At 71.3% G+C, this 17872-nt stretch carries 16 protein-coding genes; 2 read left to right on the top strand and 14 right to left on the bottom strand.

Annotated features, from left to right (window positions below; genetic code table 11):
* Window positions 1-16: 16 nt before the first annotated feature.
* Genes AB0D29_RS00280 through AB0D29_RS00230 form a run of 11 tightly spaced genes read right to left on the bottom strand, consistent with a single transcriptional unit; the run spans window position 17 to window position 11851 of the window.
* Window positions 17-1162: an FAD-dependent oxidoreductase gene (locus AB0D29_RS00280; RefSeq protein WP_362851260.1), complete on the bottom strand. Its 1146-nt coding sequence runs from the start codon at window positions 1160-1162 to the stop codon at window positions 17-19.
* A gap of 35 nt (window positions 1163-1197) precedes the next feature.
* Complete coding sequence (locus AB0D29_RS00275; protein ID WP_362851258.1) at window positions 1198-2460, bottom strand: ATP-grasp domain-containing protein; 1263 nt, start codon at window positions 2458-2460, stop codon at window positions 1198-1200.
* Window positions 2461-2465: 5 nt separating this feature from the next.
* Window positions 2466-2969 (bottom strand): YbaK/EbsC family protein, encoded by a 504-nt coding sequence (locus tag AB0D29_RS00270; RefSeq protein ID WP_362851256.1) that lies wholly within the window; start codon window positions 2967-2969, stop codon window positions 2466-2468.
* Entirely contained in the window at window positions 2969-4747 is a 1779-nt protein-coding gene (locus AB0D29_RS00265; protein WP_362851254.1) for an ABC transporter substrate-binding protein, read from the bottom strand. The genes AB0D29_RS00270 and AB0D29_RS00265 overlap by 1 nt, the downstream gene beginning before the upstream one ends.
* Window positions 4744-5079, bottom strand: a complete 336-nt coding sequence (locus AB0D29_RS00260; RefSeq protein WP_030707650.1) for a hypothetical protein — start codon at window positions 5077-5079, stop codon at window positions 4744-4746. The genes AB0D29_RS00265 and AB0D29_RS00260 overlap by 4 nt, the downstream gene beginning before the upstream one ends.
* Window positions 5076-5900: a dimethylargininase gene (gene ddaH, locus AB0D29_RS00255; protein WP_362851252.1), complete on the bottom strand. Its 825-nt coding sequence runs from the start codon at window positions 5898-5900 to the stop codon at window positions 5076-5078. The genes AB0D29_RS00260 and ddaH (AB0D29_RS00255) overlap by 4 nt, the downstream gene beginning before the upstream one ends.
* Window positions 5893-7146 (bottom strand): ATP-grasp domain-containing protein, encoded by a 1254-nt coding sequence (locus AB0D29_RS00250; RefSeq protein ID WP_362851250.1) that lies wholly within the window; start codon window positions 7144-7146, stop codon window positions 5893-5895. The genes ddaH (AB0D29_RS00255) and AB0D29_RS00250 overlap by 8 nt, the downstream gene beginning before the upstream one ends.
* Window positions 7147-7160: 14 nt before the next feature.
* On the bottom strand, window positions 7161-8483 hold the full coding sequence (locus tag AB0D29_RS00245; protein ID WP_362851248.1) for an MFS transporter: 1323 nt from the start codon (window positions 8481-8483) through the stop codon (window positions 7161-7163).
* 15 nt (window positions 8484-8498) lie between these two features.
* Window positions 8499-10118 (bottom strand): class I tRNA ligase family protein, encoded by a 1620-nt coding sequence (locus AB0D29_RS00240; protein WP_362851246.1) that lies wholly within the window; start codon window positions 10116-10118, stop codon window positions 8499-8501.
* Window positions 10115-10483, bottom strand: a complete 369-nt coding sequence (locus tag AB0D29_RS00235; RefSeq protein ID WP_319721961.1) for a cupin domain-containing protein — start codon at window positions 10481-10483, stop codon at window positions 10115-10117. The genes AB0D29_RS00240 and AB0D29_RS00235 overlap by 4 nt, the downstream gene beginning before the upstream one ends.
* A gap of 54 nt (window positions 10484-10537) precedes the next feature.
* Window positions 10538-11851 (bottom strand): SidA/IucD/PvdA family monooxygenase, encoded by a 1314-nt coding sequence (locus AB0D29_RS00230; RefSeq protein ID WP_362851244.1) that lies wholly within the window; start codon window positions 11849-11851, stop codon window positions 10538-10540.
* A 335-nt stretch (window positions 11852-12186) separates the two neighbouring features.
* On the opposite strand from AB0D29_RS00230, the gene ddaH (AB0D29_RS00225) reads away from it, so the two are divergent.
* A complete protein-coding gene (ddaH, locus tag AB0D29_RS00225; RefSeq protein WP_362851242.1) occupies window positions 12187-13053 on the top strand; it encodes a dimethylargininase in 867 nt (288 codons plus the stop codon).
* Between the two features lie 94 nt (window positions 13054-13147).
* Here ddaH (AB0D29_RS00225) and AB0D29_RS00220 read toward each other — a convergent pair whose 3' ends face one another.
* Together AB0D29_RS00220 and AB0D29_RS00215 are read right to left on the bottom strand one after the other, a co-directional pair.
* Complete coding sequence (locus AB0D29_RS00220) at window positions 13148-13924, bottom strand: MGMT family protein (RefSeq protein ID WP_362851240.1); 777 nt, start codon at window positions 13922-13924, stop codon at window positions 13148-13150.
* Window positions 13921-14526: an RNA polymerase sigma factor gene (locus AB0D29_RS00215; RefSeq protein WP_362851238.1), complete on the bottom strand. Its 606-nt coding sequence runs from the start codon at window positions 14524-14526 to the stop codon at window positions 13921-13923. The genes AB0D29_RS00220 and AB0D29_RS00215 overlap by 4 nt, the downstream gene beginning before the upstream one ends.
* A gap of 446 nt (window positions 14527-14972) precedes the next feature.
* On the opposite strand from AB0D29_RS00215, the gene AB0D29_RS00210 reads away from it, so the two are divergent.
* Window positions 14973-17174 carry a BTAD domain-containing putative transcriptional regulator gene (locus AB0D29_RS00210; RefSeq protein WP_362851236.1) on the top strand — a complete coding sequence of 734 codons (2202 nt, stop codon included), beginning with the start codon at window positions 14973-14975 and terminating at the stop codon, window positions 17172-17174.
* A gap of 17 nt (window positions 17175-17191) precedes the next feature.
* Here the strand turns inward: AB0D29_RS00210 and AB0D29_RS00205 are convergent, their stop codons facing one another.
* Window positions 17192-17851: a LysE family translocator gene (locus AB0D29_RS00205; protein ID WP_362851234.1), complete on the bottom strand. Its 660-nt coding sequence runs from the start codon at window positions 17849-17851 to the stop codon at window positions 17192-17194.
* Window positions 17852-17872 lie beyond the last annotated feature (21 nt).

Below are 17872 nucleotides of genomic sequence, written 5' to 3'. Positions count from 1 at the left end.
GGCCTCGGCCGCCCGCTCACCGGCCCGCGAGCTGCGGGGCGAGCGCGTCGAGCGGCGGCCCGTCGAGCGCGCCGAGCCCGACCAGTGACGGGATCCGGCCGGTCAGCCGGTCCGCCAGCGACCGCGCGATGAGCGGCGCGAACTTGAAGGATGTGCCACCGCAGGCCGCGTACGCGTACGCGTCGCCGCCGAGGGCGACCACCAGCGGCCCGCCGGTCTCGGAGAAGGAGGAGTAGTAGGCGTCCTTGGCGGCGGTGACCCAGGCCGGGCCGAAGCCGGGCAGCAGGTCCCCGAACTCCTTCTCCAGCCGGCGCTGCCAGTACGGATCGGTGGCGTGGTCGGTGAGTTCGTCCACCACCCGGCAGGCGGTGGCCGAGGTCAGCTTGAGGGCCGTGCCCGCCACCGGCGGGATCAGCCAGGCTCCCCCCTTGGTGCCGAGCGCGGGGATGGCCGGGGTGGACGCCCAGGCCTGCGCCTGGTGCCGGGGCACCCGGCAGTAGAGGAGGGACTGGCGGAACAGCGTCAGCCGTTCGGCGATGCCCTCCGGCATCAGCCCGCGGGACCAGGGGCCCACCGCGACCAGGACCGCGTCGCCGTGCAGCACCCGTCCGTCCACCAGCCGTACGGTGCCGCTCTCGCCGTCGACGGCGGTCACGGCCCGGTGCTCGATGAGCTCGATGCCGGACTGCCACTTCAGCCAGCCGACGCAGGCGGCGAGGACCCGTTCGGCGAGCAGGACCCCCGCCTCGTCCTCGAGTACCGCGCCGAGACCGCCGTCCACGTGCAGGTGCGGATAGCGGTCGGACAGGCCGGCCGCGGTCAGTTCCCTGACGCTGCCTCCGGCGTTGCCGAGCATCGCCGCCGCTTCTGCCGCCGCCGCGGGCGGCAGCACGGTGAGGGCGCCGACCTGCTCGTAGAAGCGGGTCAGGAAGAGCTCTTCCAGTTCGACCCAGCGGTGGTGCGCGCGCAGCGCGGCCGCCGTGGCCTGCGGATCCGAAGGGTGCAGGGCCCGCAGGATCCGGTGCTGGTCGAAAGAGGTGGCTCTGCTGTGCGGGATGGGGCCCTGGTCCACGATCGTGACCTTGTGTCCGTCGAGCACGCATTCGACTGCCGTGAGCAGGGCGATCACACCGCCGCCCACTACCGTCACCCTCGCCGACATCACACACCTCCTTTCCGTGTTCCGGTGCCGACGAGTCAGCTGTCGAGGACGATCGTGGTCAGTGCGGCGGCCTTGGCGAGGTGCTCCTCGCAGCCCGGCCGGTCGTCGCCGGCGCAGATCACGTTGGCGTACCGGCTGAGGTAGCCGTCCGGCGGCAGCAGCAGCGTGGTCCCGGACCCGACCATGACGTTCGCCTCCAGCAGCCCCGGGGTGTCGGAGGCGGCGGGCACGTCGACCGAGCGGACGGTGCCGTTCTGGGGCGGGTAGAGGAAGCGGATGCCCACGGTGCGGGCCTTGGTCGGCGTCCACTCGGGGCGGGTGCCTGTCGCCAGCTCCGCGGCCACCTCGCCCGGCTCGATCCCGGTGGCGAGACTGCCGAGGTACGGGATGAGGTCGCCGCCCAGGCGGGCGTTCACCTCGATGATCACCGGCCCGCGGGAGGTCAGCTTCACCTCCGTGTGGGTGATCCCGTAGCCGACTCCCAGTTCCCGGTGGGCGTCCCGGAGGATGCCCAGCAGTTCCTCGTCGGCCAGCAGCGGATCGGTGGCGCTGACGACGTGCCCGGTCTCCTCGAAGTAGGGCTCCAGGCCCACTTCCTTGTGCGCGAGGAAGAGCGGGGTGTAGCCGCCGTCGAAGACCGCGCCGTCGATGCTGATCTCGGGCCCGATCACGCACTCCTCGACCAGCACCCCGCCCTCGTAGTCGCTGTTCCCGCCGTGGCTGGCGGCGTCGGCGACCTCGAAGGCCGGGCGGACCGCCTCGGGGCCGTCGACCCGGATGACGCCGATGCTCGCCCCCATGCCGCGGGGCTTGAGCACGACCGGGTAGCCGAAGGAGTCGGCCGACGCGAGCGCCTGATCGGCGTCGGTCACGTAGGCGAAGTGCGGCTGGGGCAGTCCGGCGGCGGTCAGCAGCCGGCGGGTGTTGTGCTTGTTGCGGCAGTTGTCGGCGCCCCGCGAGGTCAGTCCGGGCAGGCCCAGCCGCTCGGCTATGAGCGCGGTGGTCACCACGAGCGTCTCGTCGTAGCTGAACACCCCGACCACGCGGTGCTCGGCGGCCACCGCCTCGGCCGCCTTGATCAGCCCCTCCTGGTCGGGCACCAGGCGTTCGGTGTCGAGCAGCCCGACGGTGGTCGAGCCGATGACGTACTCCTTCTGCCAGGTCGGGTCCACCGCGTCCAGGATCCAGATCGGGCGCCGGCGGGCGGCGCCCGCGAGCAGGTACTCGCGGTAGGCGCGCTGTCCGCTGCCGACCAGGATCACCACGCCGTCGTCGGTCGTCTTCGCGTCTTGCGTCATCTTCGTCACCTCGCGGAGTGGGTCAGGACCCGGTCGCCGGCCGTCGCGATCGCCGCCAGCTGGGGCTGGGCGATGGCCAGGTAGTCGGGGGTGGACAGGGCCACGGAGCGGTCCAGGCGGGCCGCGTTGAAGTAGATCTCTTCGGTGAGGATCAGGCCCTCGTCGACGACGAGGTGCAGATCGGGGTGGAAGCTGAGCGGCATCACCGTGCCGCAGACGCTGCCGGCCAGGCGCTCGGCGATCTCCGGCGTCGCGAAGGCCGTCCGGCCGCCGCCGAACAGCGCGCCGACCGCCTCCAGGTCGACCTGGCGGTCACCGGGCACCACCGCGAGCACGTACTTGCCGACCCGCTTGGTGATGCTCACGCGGACGACGATGCACTTCGCGGCCTGCTCCAGCGGGTGGCCGCGCAGCACGCTCGCCAGGTCCGTGCGGCCCTCGGCCGGATGGTCGATCAGCCGGTAGCGGGCCAGGTGCCCGTCGAGGTGGTCGAGCAGCCTCTGGTACATCACAGCACCTCGCCGACGTAGTGCCAGTCCTCGGGGTTGATCAGCCCGAAGGGGTTGATCGGGGCCACGCCGCGGAGGTCCTTGGCGACCTCCAGCAGACGGAAGGGGAAGTTCGGCATCCAGATGACCGGGACCTGCTGCGCGATGTAGTCCTGGTAGGCGTAGAGGTCCTCCAGGTCGTCGCTGACCACGGTGCGCGCGATCAGTTCGTCGGCCTTCGGGTCGCTGTAGCTGCCGAAGTTGACCGAGGATCCGGTCGAGTAGAGGGCCTCTCCGGTGGGGTAGAAGCCGGGGCCGTAGCCCCAGCCGCCGTTCCAGTCGCTGAACTCCCACAGGCACGGGCTGTCGGGGCCCGGGGTGCAGGTGGTGTCCTCCAGGACCAGGACGCTCGCCTCGACCTCGGTGAGCTCGATCTCGATGCCGGCCCGTGCCGCGTCCGCGGCGAACTTGCGCATGACCGCGGTCAGCGTCTCGTGGCCCTTGGCGTACCGCATCGAGAAGCGCAGCGGGGTGCCGGCGGGGATGCCCTCTCCCGCCTCCCCGGGACCGGTGCCCTCGCGGACGCAGATGCCCGGGGTGGTGCTGGTGTCCCAGCCGTTCTCGGTCAGGAAGCGGCGGGCCGCGTCGATGTCGAAGGGGTACGGGTCCTCGTGCGCGGCGGGCGAGAGCAGGGGGCTGTCCGGCAGGGCCGGGATGGGCCCGGTGGTCGGGTAGCCGTAGCCCTTGTAGACGTCGCGGATGGCGCCCCGGGAGTCGAGGCTGGACTGGAGTGCCTGGCGGAAGTAGAGCTGCTTGAAGATCTTTCCGGCGACGGTCGGGTTGTTGAAGTTGATCGGGAAGTAATGGATCTTGTAAGTGAGCTGGGGCACGAGGTCGTAGTGCTCGCCGAGCGGGTTGGGCCCGCCGAGCTGCGGGTCCTCGGCCGGCTCGGTGACCTCGTCGAAGGGCAGGAAGCCGATCTGCACGCCGTCGAGGGCCTCGGGGCCCCGGCGGAGCATCTCGTACTGGTCGGTGTCCGAGTCGGTGGGCACCAGCCGGAACTCGTCCAGGTAGGGCTTGTTGGGGCCGGAGTAGTGCGCGTTGGGCACCAGGACGCATTCGCCCGACGTGCCGTCGATGGTGTAACTGCTGAGCCTCCAGGGTCCGTTGACCACGCTCCAGACGGGGCTGGTGTCCCATCCCTTGCGCTCGTCGTTGCGGGCCCGCAGATAGGCGTAGACCGCGGAGGCCTGGGCCGGGTCGTGGGTGGCGTCGGCCGGGCGGTCGTCGCCGGTGCGGTCCCAGGCCTTCGGCAGCGGGGTGATGGTGCTGAACTGGTTCATCAGCACCCAGTTGTGCGAGTAGGCGCGGTCGAAGGTGAAGCTGACCTTGTCCTCGGCGACCTTCTCGTAGCCGGCCAGGTTGTCCGGGAAGAAGCCCGGCGTGTAGCCGCCGAAGCTGTCCTTCTCGGCCTCCAGGAGGTGCATCCACAGCATCACGTTGTCGGCGTTGACCGTCTCGCCGTTCGACCACTTGTACGGCTTGACGGTGATCGTCGCCGTACGGCCGTCCTCGCTCCACTCGGGGGGCTCGGCGAGGCTGCGCTCGTAGTCCACCGTCGGCTGCCCGCCGGTGCCGTACCAGTACAGCGGGCGGTACATGAGCGTCTGGAACTCGTGCAGGTTGGCCACCCCGTAGTACTCGCCGGGGGTGAACGGGAAGATGAAGACCGGGCTGAAGCCGCTGGTGCAGGCCCAGGTCACGCTGCCCCCGCGGAGCGGGGTGGTGGGCGGGGTCATCTCGGTACCTCCTCCAGTGCGGATTCGCCGCTGTCTGAGTGGGCTCCGTAGCGCTCCCAGCGCTCGTTGAGCCGGATCCGTCCGTCGTCGAGGAACTCGGGGGTGCTCCAGCACCTGCCGGCGATCACCTCGCCGTCCGCGAGGACCATCGTGTAGGCGAATTCGAGGTTGCCGTCGGGCTCCACCCGGCCGTTCAGCGAGCCCCGGCGGACGGGGCCGCCGTCGAAGTCGGCCCAGAGCAGGTCGCCTTCCTGGCGGTAGTGGCCGACGGGGGCGTCCTCGCCCGCCGGGTAACCGGTGTTGCGGAAACTTCTGCCGTCGTAGTCGATCACCGGTGTCGTATCTCCTGAGTGATGCACTTGACCGCGCCACCGGCCTTCAGCAGTTCCGACATGTCCACGCCGTGCACCTCGAAGCCGCGCTCGCGCAGCTCACCGATCAGGTGCGTGGCGGTCTCCGTCACTACCACGTTCAGTCCGTCGCTGACCGCGTTCAGACCGAAGGCCTCGGCATCGTCCCGGGTCGCGAGGACCGCGTCCGGGTAGAGCTCCCGCAGCACCTTGCGGCTCTCTTCGGAGAACGCTTCGGGGTAGTACGTCACCAGGTCGTCGTCGAGGACGCACAGTGCGGTGTCCAGGTGGTAGAAGCGGGGGTCGATCAGGTCCAGTCCGACCACCGGCAGTCCGAAGAACGCGCGGAGCTCCTCGTGCGCGACGGGGTCGCTGCGGAATCCCGCACCGGCCAGCACCCTCCGGCCGGCGGGGGCGAAGTCCCCCTCGCCCTCGTTGACGTGCTCCGGTACGAGGACCTCGGCGAAGCCGTTCGCTTCGAACCAGCCCCGGTACGCGTCGGCCTCGGCCGCCCGCTCCCGGTGGCGGAACTTCGCGATGAGCACCTTGTCGTCGATCACGGTGGCGCCGTTGGCGGAGAACACCATGTCCGGCAGGCCCGGGACCGGGTCGATGTACGAGACCTCGTGGCCGAAGCCGAGGTAGAGGTCCCGGATCCGCTCCCACTGGGCCAGCGCCAGCTCGGCGTCCATCGGCTTGTCCGGGTTCATCCACGGGTTGATCGCGTAGCTCACCTCGAAGTGGGTGGGCCGGCACATCAGGTAGTGGCGCCTGGTGGCCGTGCGCCGCGGGGACTCAGCCATGCTCCGGCCTCATCTCGGTGCGGATGCGGCCGGCCGCGACGTGCGCGGTGGTCAGCGCCTCCGTCAGGGAGGTGCCGGTGGCGCCGATGAAACCGAGGATGTTGTTGCCCGCCGGCGGGCGCTTGATGACGGTCCCCGCCGTGGCCGTGATCTTGAGGAAGAACAGCGCGGGGTCCTCGGCGACCTCGGTCGGCACCTCGATGGACTCGACCGTCCCCGCCCCGCTGATCAGGCACATCGCGGCGGTGTGCACCCCTGTCGGCGCGTAGTGCGAGACGTCCGGCTCGGTGCCCCGGGCCACGTCCACCACGCACTGGATGGGGTCGTGGCCGGCGCTGATCCGCGCCATGTGGTCGAGTCCGCCGCCGCCGGGACGGATCGCTATCTCCAGGATGAAGGGCTTGCCCTGGTGGAACCTCACCTCGGCGTGGAGCACGGACCGGCGCAGGCCCTGGGCGTGGGCCGCGTCCCGGACCACCTCGTGGACCGCGGCGATCTGCTCGGGGGTCAGGGAGCTCGGCGCGTGGTGGACGTCGTCGTCGAAGGTCCCGCTCTCCACGGTGATCCGGTCCACGATGGAGCCGAGGTACACCTCCTCGTCCCAGGCCAGGGCCTCGATGAGGTGCTCGTGGCCGTCGAGGTAGCCCTCGACGATGATCCCGTTCGGGCCGAGGTCCAGTCCGTCGGCCTCCATCAGGGCCCAGGTCATGGTCTCGATGCCCGAGGTGGCGTCCGCGAAGCGGGCCCGCATCTCCTCGGGGTCGTCGACCTTGAACACGAAGTTGCTGGCGGCTCCCAGGGTGGGCTTGAGGATCAGCGGGTACCCGAGCTCCTCGCCGGCCGTCAGGGCGGCCTCGACGTCGGGGGCGTACCGGAAGCCCGGGTGCGCGGCGCTGCCGCGCTCGTGGGCCTGGCGCATGAGCAGCTTGTTGCGGCTGGTGCGGGCGGCTTCGAAGCCGATGCTCGGCAGGCCGAGCGCCTCGGCGACGACCGCCACGGTGACGACGCCGGACTCCGAGAAGGTCAGGACCCCCTCGAACTCCTCCTCCGCGTGCCAGACCTTGGCGGCGGTGACGATGTCCTCGATCTGCTTGGAGCCGGCGATCCGGTAGCGGTCCGCGTCCCAGAAGTCCTCCGTGCCGATGCCGTTGAGGACGTGTACCTCGGCCCCGAGGGCCTCGATCTGCTGGTAGCGCGAGACGTAGTAGGTGGCGTTCTGGCTGGCTTCGATCGCGAGCAGCTTCATCTGCGGCGCCCCCCTCAGACCTTGGCCGGGACGGCTTCGGCCGGGGCGGCCTCGGCGACGGGCGCGGACACGGTCGCGGCAGCGGCAGCGGGCTCGGAGACGATCTCCGCGGCGGCAGCGGCGGCCTCGGCGGCGGCGACCTCACGGTCGTGCTTGCTGAGCGAGATGACGGTGATGGTGGCGATGACGACGACCAGGGCGGAGAGGGCGTAGAAGCCGTTCTTCACGTTGGTGGAGTCGACCAGGAGCGAGATCAGGACGACCGCGGTGGTGCCGGCCGCGAGGCCGAAGGCGTTGGTGGCACCGAAGACGAAGCCCGTCTTCTCCTCGGGCGCCGCGCTCATCAGGGCGGTACGGGCCGAGATGCGGGCCACGCAGAAGGCGATGGCGGCGAAGGGGATGACGGCCATCATCGCGTAGAGGTGGATGGACTCCATGGACAGGAGCACCGCGAAGGCGAGGTAGCCGATCAGGGCGGTCTTCAGCACGGTGGCCTTGGAGCTGATCTTCTTGAAGGCCCAGGCCGCGAACAGCGCACCGATGCCGAACAGGGCGTCGACGATGCCGAGGTAGCCGGCGTTGGACTTGAAGCCCTCGATGACCAGGACCAGCATGATGCTGTTGCCGACGATGATGACGATGTTGCCGATGATGTAGAGCACCGCGAGACGGGCCAGCGGCGGGCGGGAGGCGGACAGCTTGGCGGCGGCGGCCGACGCGGCCTTGGCCGCGGCCTCGGTGACGGCCTGGCCGGCCGGACGGCGGCCGATGAAGAACAGCAGGGCGGCGGAGAGCAGGAACGTGATCGCGTTGAAGTAGAAGAGCGACGTGGTGCCGACCCAGACGATCACCCAGCCGCCGAGGGCCGCCGAGGCGAGCGTGCCGGCCTGGATGGCGATCTCGGCGTTGCCGTTGAACTGGGCCAGCCGGGACTCCGGGATGCGCTCCTTGATCAGGGCGTTGCTGGCCGGGAAGAAGAGGGCCGCGGAGATCGACAGGATGAAGCTGGCGACGTAGCTGACGGTCGAGGGGTTGCCGCCGAGGGCCAGCCAGACGGGCAGACCGATCGCGGCGGCGGCGCTGGCCAGGTCGGAGACCATCGCCAGGGTGCGGCGGTCGAAGCGGTCGGCGAGCTTGCCGAAGAACAGGGAGAGCGCCACCTGCGGGATGGTGACGGCGATCATCAGCCAGCTGACCGCGAGCATGGTGTTGGCCTCGGTGAAGACCAGGTACGAGGCGGCGGTGAGCTGGATCCCGTTGCCCAGGTTGGTGATGAAGGTCGCGGGGATGAGCAGGCGTTCTGCCCGATTGGGACGGGGCGGGGCGATCGTGGACACAGTGCTCCTCGGAGGTCAGGCTCGGATGTCGGCCGGCTCGGCCACGGGCGCGAACGCCCCGACCGCGGTGGACAGGAGGGGGAGTCGCAGCGGAGCGACGGGGTCGGTGGTGAACGCGCCGGCCGGGAGGGTCAGATCGGCCCCGGCCCGCTCGGCACGGGCCGCGACGTCGACGAGCAGCGGCGCGGCGCAGGCCGTCAGCGTCCGGACCGCGAGGACCAGGTCACCGAGGTCGCTCGGGACGTCCACGGCCACCCGGTCCGTCTGCTTCAGCAGCCGGTCGAGGTGGACGACGACCAGGTCGGCCGCCCGGTGGAGGCTGAAGCTCTCCAGCTCGTAGTGGGAGCGGAAGCGCTCGACGACGATGCCCGCGTGGTCGGCGCCGGTCCGCGACACCGGGAGCAGCGCGTCCGCCGGGACGGCGGCGAGCAGTTCCTCCAGCCGGCGGGCGAGCCGGTTCCACGGCTCGACCAGCCGATCGCTTGCCAGGGTGTCGAGCGCCTCGCGGCTGAAGTTCGTCCGGGAGTGCTCGGGGGCGGTGAGCGCCAGGTAGAAGCGGACCAGGTCGCGGGGCACCTCGGCCACCAGATCGGCGGCCCAGACCACGTGGCCTTTGCTTGTTGAGAACTTCTGGTTCTCCAGCTCGTAGAACTCGTTCGACACGATGGCGTGCGGCTCGACGTACCGGTCGCCGTGCGCCATCAGCAGGGCCAGGTGCGTCATTCCCCAGAAGTAGACGTTGTCGAATCCGAGGAAGTACACGAGGTCGATGCCGTGCTCGGACAGCCAGTGCTCGTCGTAGCGGTCGGTGTGCTCACCGAGCTGCTCGGCCGCGTACCAGGTGCAGTACATCGAGGCGGCCATGCCCTCGGCCCAGGCGTTGAGGACCTGTCCGGGCGTCTCGACGAACGGCGCCGGGATGCCCCAGCCGGTGGGGTAGGTGATCGGGAAGTCCGGCAGCGGACGCTCCAGCGCCTCGCGGACCACCTGCGCGGTGTGCGGCCGCAGTACGTCCCGGTGGCGGACGTAGTAGTCGGCGAGGCGGTCGCGGTACTCCTCCATCGGCAGGACCAGGATCTGCGCCTCGCGGTGCGTGACGACGGCGTCCGGGTCGACGGTGGAGCGCGGACGCAGCAGCTCGTCGAAGTTGTTGGGGTGTCCGCAGGACTCGCAGAGTCCGCCGCGGCTCTCCACCAGGCACACCGGGCAGTCGCCGGCGACCAGGCCCTCCATGAGGTACTCGCCGGTGGCCTCGACGTACGGAAGGCGCACGGTCTTCAGCCGGAACGCGCCGTCGTTGTGGAGGTCGGTGACGAAGTCGATGACGGTCTGCCGGTAGCCCTTGTCGAAGGGGGCGAAGCCGTCCACGGAGATGCCGGCCGCCTCCAGGGTGGCGCGGATCTGCGTCGCGGAGCGCAGGGCCAGCTCCTCGGGCGTCAGCCCCGCCTTGGCCGCGCTGGACACCACGTAGGTCTGGCTGTCGTCGGTGCCGCTGGTGAAGATCACCGGACGGCCGGAGGCCCGCAGGTAGCGTGCGTGCACGTCACCGGCCAGGTACGGGCCCGCCAGGTGCCCGGTGTGCAGGTCCCCGTTGGGGGTCGGCGGCGGCGCGATGATGACCGTACGGCGTGTCATGCCTGGGCTCCTTCGTGGCGTGCTGCGAACCGCTGCGTCATGTCGAGGTCCCACCAGACCGAATACATCTCGAAGTCCTCGGCGGACTCGTTGATCACCCGGTGGTCCGAGCCGGGGGCGAAGTAGACGATGTCGCCGGTCACGAGGGGCTTGCGGACGCCCTGCGACTCCAGGACCGCGGTGCCGGAGACGGCGATGAAGATCTCGTACTCGTGGTGGGCGTGCGCCGTCGATGCGGTACCGGGGCGGATCACGCACCAGGACCCCTCGAAGGGGGCGTTGAGCTCGGGCCAGGGCAGCAGGCGCTGGGCGTCCAGCCCGTTCTCGTGCGTCAGTCCGTCGCGGTCGAGTTGCTTGGTGAGCATGGGGGTCGGTCTCTCCTCGTCAGGCGGGTACGGCTCGTGAGGGGCGCGCGGTACTCAGACCGCGCCGGCGAGTGCCAGCTCGCGCTCCTGGGCCGGGATCTCCAGCGATCTCGTACGGCGGTGCGCGAGGATGTCCTCGGTGATCTCGGCGGAGCGGCCGGCGAGCACGCTGAGCAGCGAGTCGGCGATGCCGTGGGTGGCCTCGTTGACGCCCTGCAGGTAGCAGGCGGCGCTCGCCGGGCGGCCCAGGTCGAGCCGGTAGTTCCGGCTCACGTTGATCTCGTCGAGTTCGATCGACTGCGCGAGGGCCTTGACCGCCCACGGCATCTCCCGGACGAAACCGGTGCCCAGGAGCACGAGGTCCGTGCGCATCTCCCGCTCGGCACCCGACTTGCGGTCGACGAGGGTCAGGACGATCTCCTCGCCCTCCGTCCGCGCGCCGGTCACGTCGGTCATGGGGTGGATCGCCAGGCGCTCCTGGCCGCTGCGGCGGTCCTGGTAGAACTGGCGGTAGAGGCCGTCGAGGGTGGCCGGGGACAGACCGCCGTAGTTGGAGCGGTACATCTCGGCGAGCAGCTGCTGGCGGGCCTCGGGCGAGGACTCGTAGAACTCGTCGATGAAGGACGTGTAGTACAGCTCGTTGGTGAACTTGCTGCTCTCGTAGCCGTTCAGGCCGATGGACCGCATGATCATGGTCGGCCTGCACTCGGGCAGGTCCCGCAGCGCGGCGCCGAACAGCTCGGCCGCGCTCTGCGCCCCGCCGATGACCGCGACCCGGTGCGGCAGGTCCGCGCGCACCCCGGCGATGCGCTGCGTGTACTGCGTGCTGTGGATGACGCGCTCGGCCGGCAGGCCGTCGAACACCGCGGGGACGTGGGCGTCGCGGCCGGCGCCGATCACCAGGTAGCGGCAGCCGATGGTGTCGCCGTTGGCGAGGGTGACCACCCAGCCGGAGAGCTCGCCGTCCTCGCCGTTCACGGCCTCGACGGAGGTGCACTCGCGGCCGTATTCGACCTTCACCGTGGCGAGTTCGTCGGCCACCCACTGCAAGTACTCGGATATCTCACTGCGGTACGGAACGAAGCTGGCCAGATTGACGAAAGCGTCGAGCCGTTCCTGCGAGTGAAGGAAGTTGACAAAGGAAAAGCGGCTGCACGGATTGCGCATGGTGACCAGGTCCTTGAGGAAGGAGACCTGGCTGAGCGCGTCGGGCAGCAGCATGCCGCGCTGCCACACGATGTCCTGCTCGCGCTCGATCAGCAGGGTGTCGCCGGCCAGCTCGGGGGCGAGCTCCTCGACGGCGACCGCCAGCGCGAGGTTCGCCGGTCCTGCACCGACTGCGAGCAGTTCGACGTTGCGATGCGCCATGGAAGTACCTCCAGATGGAACAGGTGGACAGGTTTGTACGGTCGGCCAGGACGGTCCGGGGTCTCTTTCCCGTCCTTGCGTCGCCTCCCGAAACCGGGTGATGTCCACATTCCACGGGAGCGCCCGATTGCCCGGAAGCGAAGTCGGACACGGACAATCAACTCCGCCGAGGGCCTGGTCAGAGCGTTGATTGGCCGGTGTTCCCGACCACTTCCGGTCAATGCGGAGCGCCTTTTCCATTGGCCCCAGTGATCAGCCGCGTTCGCGCTTCCGGCCGGCCCGCACATCCCGCGGGCGGCCGGGCTTCCATCCCCACCCCATGAGAAGGAGCCCTCGTGCCGCTCACCGAGCCCATCACCCCCGCCGGCGCTCTCTACCGTTCCGAAAGCCCCACCCGGGTCGCCACCCGTCGCCGTCTGCTGATGTGCCGGCCCCGGCACTACGACGTCACGTACTCGATCAACCCGTGGATGAACCCGCAGCACGCCACCGACAACGCGCTCGCCGTCAAGCAGTGGGAGGGGCTGCGCGAGCTCTACCTCGAACTCGGCCACGTGGTCGAGGAGATAGACCCCATCGAGGGCCTGCCCGACATGGTGTTCGCGGCCAACGGCGCCACCGTGGTCGACGGCAAGGTCTACGGGGCCCGCTTCCGCCATGCGGAGCGCACCGCGGAGGGGCCCGCGTACCTGAGATGGCTGGAAGGCCGCGGTTACACGGACACGCTGTGGCCCGAGTTCGTCAACGAGGGCGAGGGCGACATCCTCACCGTCGGGCGGCGCCTGCTGGCCGGCACCGGATTCCGCACCGACCCGCGCTCACACGCGGAGGCGCAGGAGTTCTTCGGCCTCCCGGTCACCTCGCTGACGCTGGTGAACCCGGAGTTCTACCACCTGGACACGGCACTCTCCGTGCTGTCGGACGACGAGGTCATGTACTACCCGGCCGCCTTCTCCCAGGGCAGCCAGGCGGTGCTGCGCGCCATGTTCCCCAGCGCGATCCTGGCCGACGCCGAGGACGCCGCCGTGTTCGGGCTCAACGCCTTCTCCGACGGCCGCCACGTGCTGCTGCCCGCCGCGGCCACCGGCCTGCACGCCAAGCTGCGCGCGCGGGGCTTCGAGCCGATCGGGGTCGAGCTCTCCGAGCTGCTCAAGGCCGGCGGCAGCGTCAAGTGCTGCACGCTGGAACTCCGCGACCGCTGAGCGGCACGGTGACGGCCCGCACCTTCCGTGCCGGCGCGGCGGTACGGAAGGCGGGACGGGCCGGTGTGGCGGCCCGGTGGGACGGGTCCGCCCGTCACACGGTGGCCGGCCGGCAGCTGCGGCACCCCCTGAATCCGGCGGCGGCGGCCTCGTCGGCCGAGGTGAAGGGCACCTCGTGGCGGGCGGTGATCCGGCGCGCGTGCGCACAGGTCGGGTAGCAGAAGATCCGCGTGGTCCCGCTGCCCAGGAACCGGGCACCGAGCGCCACGAACCGCTCCACCCGCTCGGCGTCCACGCCCTCCCACTCCCGCAGTCCCCGCTCGAATCCGGCCGGCAGCCCGCAGTCCGCCGGCAGCCCGTCGTCCCGGCACACCCGGTGCGCCGGAACGAGCACGGGGACGGGATTGGCCCGGACCGCCGCCATCACCTCCGCGGGGGCGAGGCCGGGCAGTCCGGCCTCGCGGGCCAGCCAGGCCGTCGGGCGCAGCTGCCCGAACGGGATGAGCCGGGTGGCCTGCAGGACCGCACGCTGTTCCTCGGGCAGCGGCCCGAAGTCGTAGCGCAGGGTCCGGTCCCGCCCGCGCAGGGCCCGCGCCAGCCCCGGCGGGGGCTTGGTCCCCGAGAGCACCGACCGCCGGGTGCGGGCCCGGTAGGCCTCCTCGAACTCCCCGTCGTCGGCGTACCAGTCCGTGGCGGCGGCACCGGTCACCGCTCCCCGCCCGTGAGCGACGTAGAGGGGGCCGACCGGGGAGTCGGTGCGTACGTAGCAGTCGTAGCGGTGCGCCGGAACACCGGCGCGCTCCAGCACACGTACCGCGAACCCCGCGGGCGCCACCTGGCGCAGGGTGCTCAACTCGTCCGGCAGTCTCATCCCGCCGCCTCCTTCCGTTCCTCTCGGGCCGGCCCGTGCCAGGTGCGGTCGGCGGCTAAGGCGGGCTCGGCGCGCAGAGTGGCCAGACCCCGCGACACCTGCGCCTTCACCGTTCCGACCGGACAGTCCAGGACCGCGGCCATTTCCTGGTAACTCAGCTCGCCGATGTACCGCAGCACCACCGGCAGCCGGTGGTGGTCCGGCAGACCCGACAGTGCGGCCACCAGCCGGGCCCGCCTCGCCCCGTCGAGCGCCCGTTGTTCCGGCCCCGGAGCGTCGTCCAGGGTCTCGGCACGCGCCACTTCGACTCCGTCGGCCACGCCGGGCCGGCGGCTCAGGGTGCGCAGGTGGTTGCGCCACACGTTCGCCGCGATGGTGAGCAGCCAGGCACGCGGCTGGAGCTGCCGGCGCCGCTCGGCCGAGTACTCGCGCAGGGCCGCATAGGCCCGCAGGAAGGTCTCCTGTCCCAGGTCGTCGGCTTCTCGTGCGGACCCCGAGAGTCGCAGCAGTACGGAGCGCACGGCGCCCGCCTGGGTACGGACGAGTTCGGTGAACCCGTCATCCAGGTCGGTCGCGAGCAGTTCCGTCAGCGGGAGCGCCATCTCGTCCATCGTCCGGGTAAACACCGGACCGCGCGAGACCGTTGCACCGGGCGCACGCCGGCACACGACAATTTTTCGCTTCTGGCCGAAACAACGGTGTTCTTGGCCAGAAGCGACCCGTGGTCATCAACGTTTTGGAGTTACGGTCGGATCGTGGGCGCTGAGCCGCGCCCCCACGGTTCGAATTGTTCATGGTCCTGCGGGATTTCGGGGGGCACGATGTCAACCATTGTGCACGGGGTATTGGAAGAATCTTTTTCCGGGCGTTGTCCTCTCCCGTTCTTTCCTGTCGCGGCGCGCCGGCCGGCACCGCACGGTGACCCGATATTCGAAGATCCCAAAAGATCCCAACGGACTGCGCCTCGCGCGTTCCGTCGCCGCGCACCTTCCGCTCGCAGCCGCTGGAAAGGGACCACCGCGCTGCACCTCAGCCACCAGGGGGAACGTTGGAGAACCGCGTTTTCGGGACGAGATCCACGGAGGACTGCAGCTGGTCGTTCGGTGAACGGCTCCGCTCCTTCCGGGGCCGGGCCGGTCTGCCCCAGCACGAACTGGCGGAACGCGCCGGGGTGAGCGTACGGACGCTGCGCGACATCGAGCAGGGCCGGGTGCGCCGGCCGCAGACCCGGACCATGCAACTGCTGGCCGACGCGCTGGGCCTCGACGCGGACGCGGCGCGACAGCTCTCATTGCCCGCACGCGGCGGCGTACGCCCCGCCGGCGGGGCGCCCGGTGACCGGCGCCCCGGTGACGAGCGCCTCCACATCGGCATCCTCGGGCCGCTCTCCGTCCGGTACCGGGGCGTGGAGACACCCGTACAAGCCACCAAGGTGCGGCGATTACTGGCCCTGCTGGCGCTCCAGCACCCGGAGCCCGCCAGCCTGGGGGAGATCACCCACACCCTGTGGCCGAACGACCCGCCCCGCTCCTACCAGAGCCTCGTCCACACCTACGTCAGCCAGGCGCGCCGGCTGCTGCTGCCCTCCGATTCCGTCGCGGGGGTGCCCGCCGACTCGTTCCTGACGCGTACGCACACCGGGTACGCCCTGGCCCTGGACCGCGACCAGGTCGACCTGACCCGCTTCCAGGACCTTTCGCTGCGGGCGCGCCAGGCGCACCGGGGCGGGGACGCCGCGTCCGCCCACGAGCTGGCCGGACGCGCCTACCGGTGCTGGCGCGGACCGCTCCTGGCGGGCGAACCGCTGCTGCCGCACCATCCCGGTGCCACCGCGGCCGCCCGGCAGCGGGTGGAGAGCCTGCTGCTGTACGCCGACCTCGCCATGCAACTGCACCGGCCCGGACAGGTGGTGCAGGCGCTGCGCGGCGCCGGCGAGGAGGAGCCGCTGCACGAGGGTCTCCAGGCCTCGCTGATGCTCGCGCTGGCGAGCTGCGGGGAACAGCAGGAGGCGCTGCGGGTCTTCGCCGCGGTGACGCACCGGCTCGACCAGGAGCTGGGCGTCCAGCCGGGCGACGAACTGCGCCGCGCCCATCTGCGGATCCTGCACCAGGAACTTCCGTGGCCGAGGACGGGACCGGTGGCCGAACGGCCGCCGTCCGGCGCGGGGGCGCCGCCCGTACGGCGGCCGGCCGCCGCGCCGCCGCCGCGCCCCCGGCCGTCCCAGATTCCGGCCGCGAGCACGGGCTTCGTCGGCCGCGGCGCCGAGCTGGAACAGCTGGACCGGCTGCTCCTGCCCGCCTGCGAGCGGGGCGGACAGGTCCCGGCGGCGCTGATCACGGGCTTTCCCGGCGTGGGCAAGACGGCGCTCGCCGTGCGCTGGGCGCACCGGGTGAGAGAGCGCTTCCCGGACGGGCAGTTGTACGGCGACCTGCACGGGTACGGCGACCGGCGCGCCCTGAACCCGGGGAAGGTGCTCGCCTCGTTCCTGCGGGCGCTGGGGGTGCGGGACGCGGAGATCCCCGACACCCTCGACGAGGCCGCGAACCTGTACCGCACCCTGCTGTCGGACAGGAGGATGCTGATCGTGCTGGACAACGCGCGCGAGGAGAGCCAGATCAGGCCGCTCGTGCCGGGGACGGCGCGGTGCGCGGTCCTGGTCACCAGCCGCAACACCCTGCCGGGGCTGGTGGCCCGGGACGGAGTGCCCCGGATCGACGTCAACGTCCTCGACCGGGACGAGGCGCTCGCGCTGCTGGGCCAGCTGGTGCGCGGCGGCCGCGTGGACGCCGAGCCGCTGGCCGCGATGGCACTGGTCCGGCACTGCGGCGGGCTCCCGCTGGCGATCCGGCTGCTCGCGGCCCGGCTCGCGGAATACCCCGGGAGCGGTATCGCCCAGCTGTGCGTCGAGCTGCAGGAGGCCGGGGCGTTCGCGGACCTGCCGGTCGCGAGTGACGACCTGTTCGCCGCGGCCCACGCGGCGTTCGAACCGTCCTACCGGTCCCTGCCGGAACCCGTGCGCCGGTGTTTCCGGCTGCTCGCGCGGACCGGGGGACGGCTGGTCAACGCGTACACCGTGGCCGAACTGGCGGAGACGACTCCGCCGGAGGCGACGCACGTGCTGCGGCGTCTGGTCGGTGCGAGCCTGCTCCGCGAGTGCGTGCCCGGCCGGTTCTCGCTCCCCGCGCCGCTCCTGCGCTACGCGCGCAGGCTGGCGCTGCGGGAGGACACGGAGCGGTTGCATGCGGTGTGACGCGGGCGGCGCCCGCGTCACCCGCCCAGTGCCAGCCGGACGGCGAACACACCGAACACGACGGCGGTGAGCCCGTCGGCGATGCGCAGCGTCCGCGGGGACCGCAGGTGCCGGGCGAGCCGGTGGACCAGTCTCATCCAGGTCAGGAGCCAGATCAGGCCCAGGGCCAGGTAGCAGGCGGCCAGCAGGGGCACGCCCGCCTCGGGGGTCATGCCGGCGGGCACGAACTGGGGCAGGAACGCCATCAGGAAGATGCCCACCTTGGGGTTGGACCCGGTGCACAGCAGGCCCTGCACGAAGGCCTGCCGCTCGGAGGGTCCGGCCGCCATGACCGCGGCGGCCGCGGCCCGGGCCGGGGCGGCCGGCGCGGCCCCGGCCGACGGAGCCTCCCCGGCCGCCGCGCCCTCGGAGCCGGCCGGGCGGGAGAACCGCCGCAGGGCGAGCACCGCCCAGCCGAGCAGGACGAGCGCGCCGGCCCACCGGAAGGCCGCGAACAGCTCCGGGCTGGCGGCGAGCAACGCGGCCAGCCCGGCCGCACCGAGCCCGGCCTGGACGGCCCCCGCGGTGATCATGCCCAGGGCCGCCGCGGTGGCCACCCTCAGGGAGCCGTTCAGCACCAGACCCGTGATCAGGACGAGGTCGGGGCCCGGCATCATGATCACGATCAGGGAACTCACCAGGAACGCGGCGGTGTTGAT

It is taken from the genome of Streptomyces sp. NPDC048424, assembly GCF_040651555.1.
Classification (GTDB): Bacteria; Actinomycetota; Actinomycetes; order Streptomycetales; family Streptomycetaceae; genus Streptomyces.
Note: the sequence above shows the minus strand (reverse complement) of the source record. Positions and strands in the feature narration are given on the sequence as shown.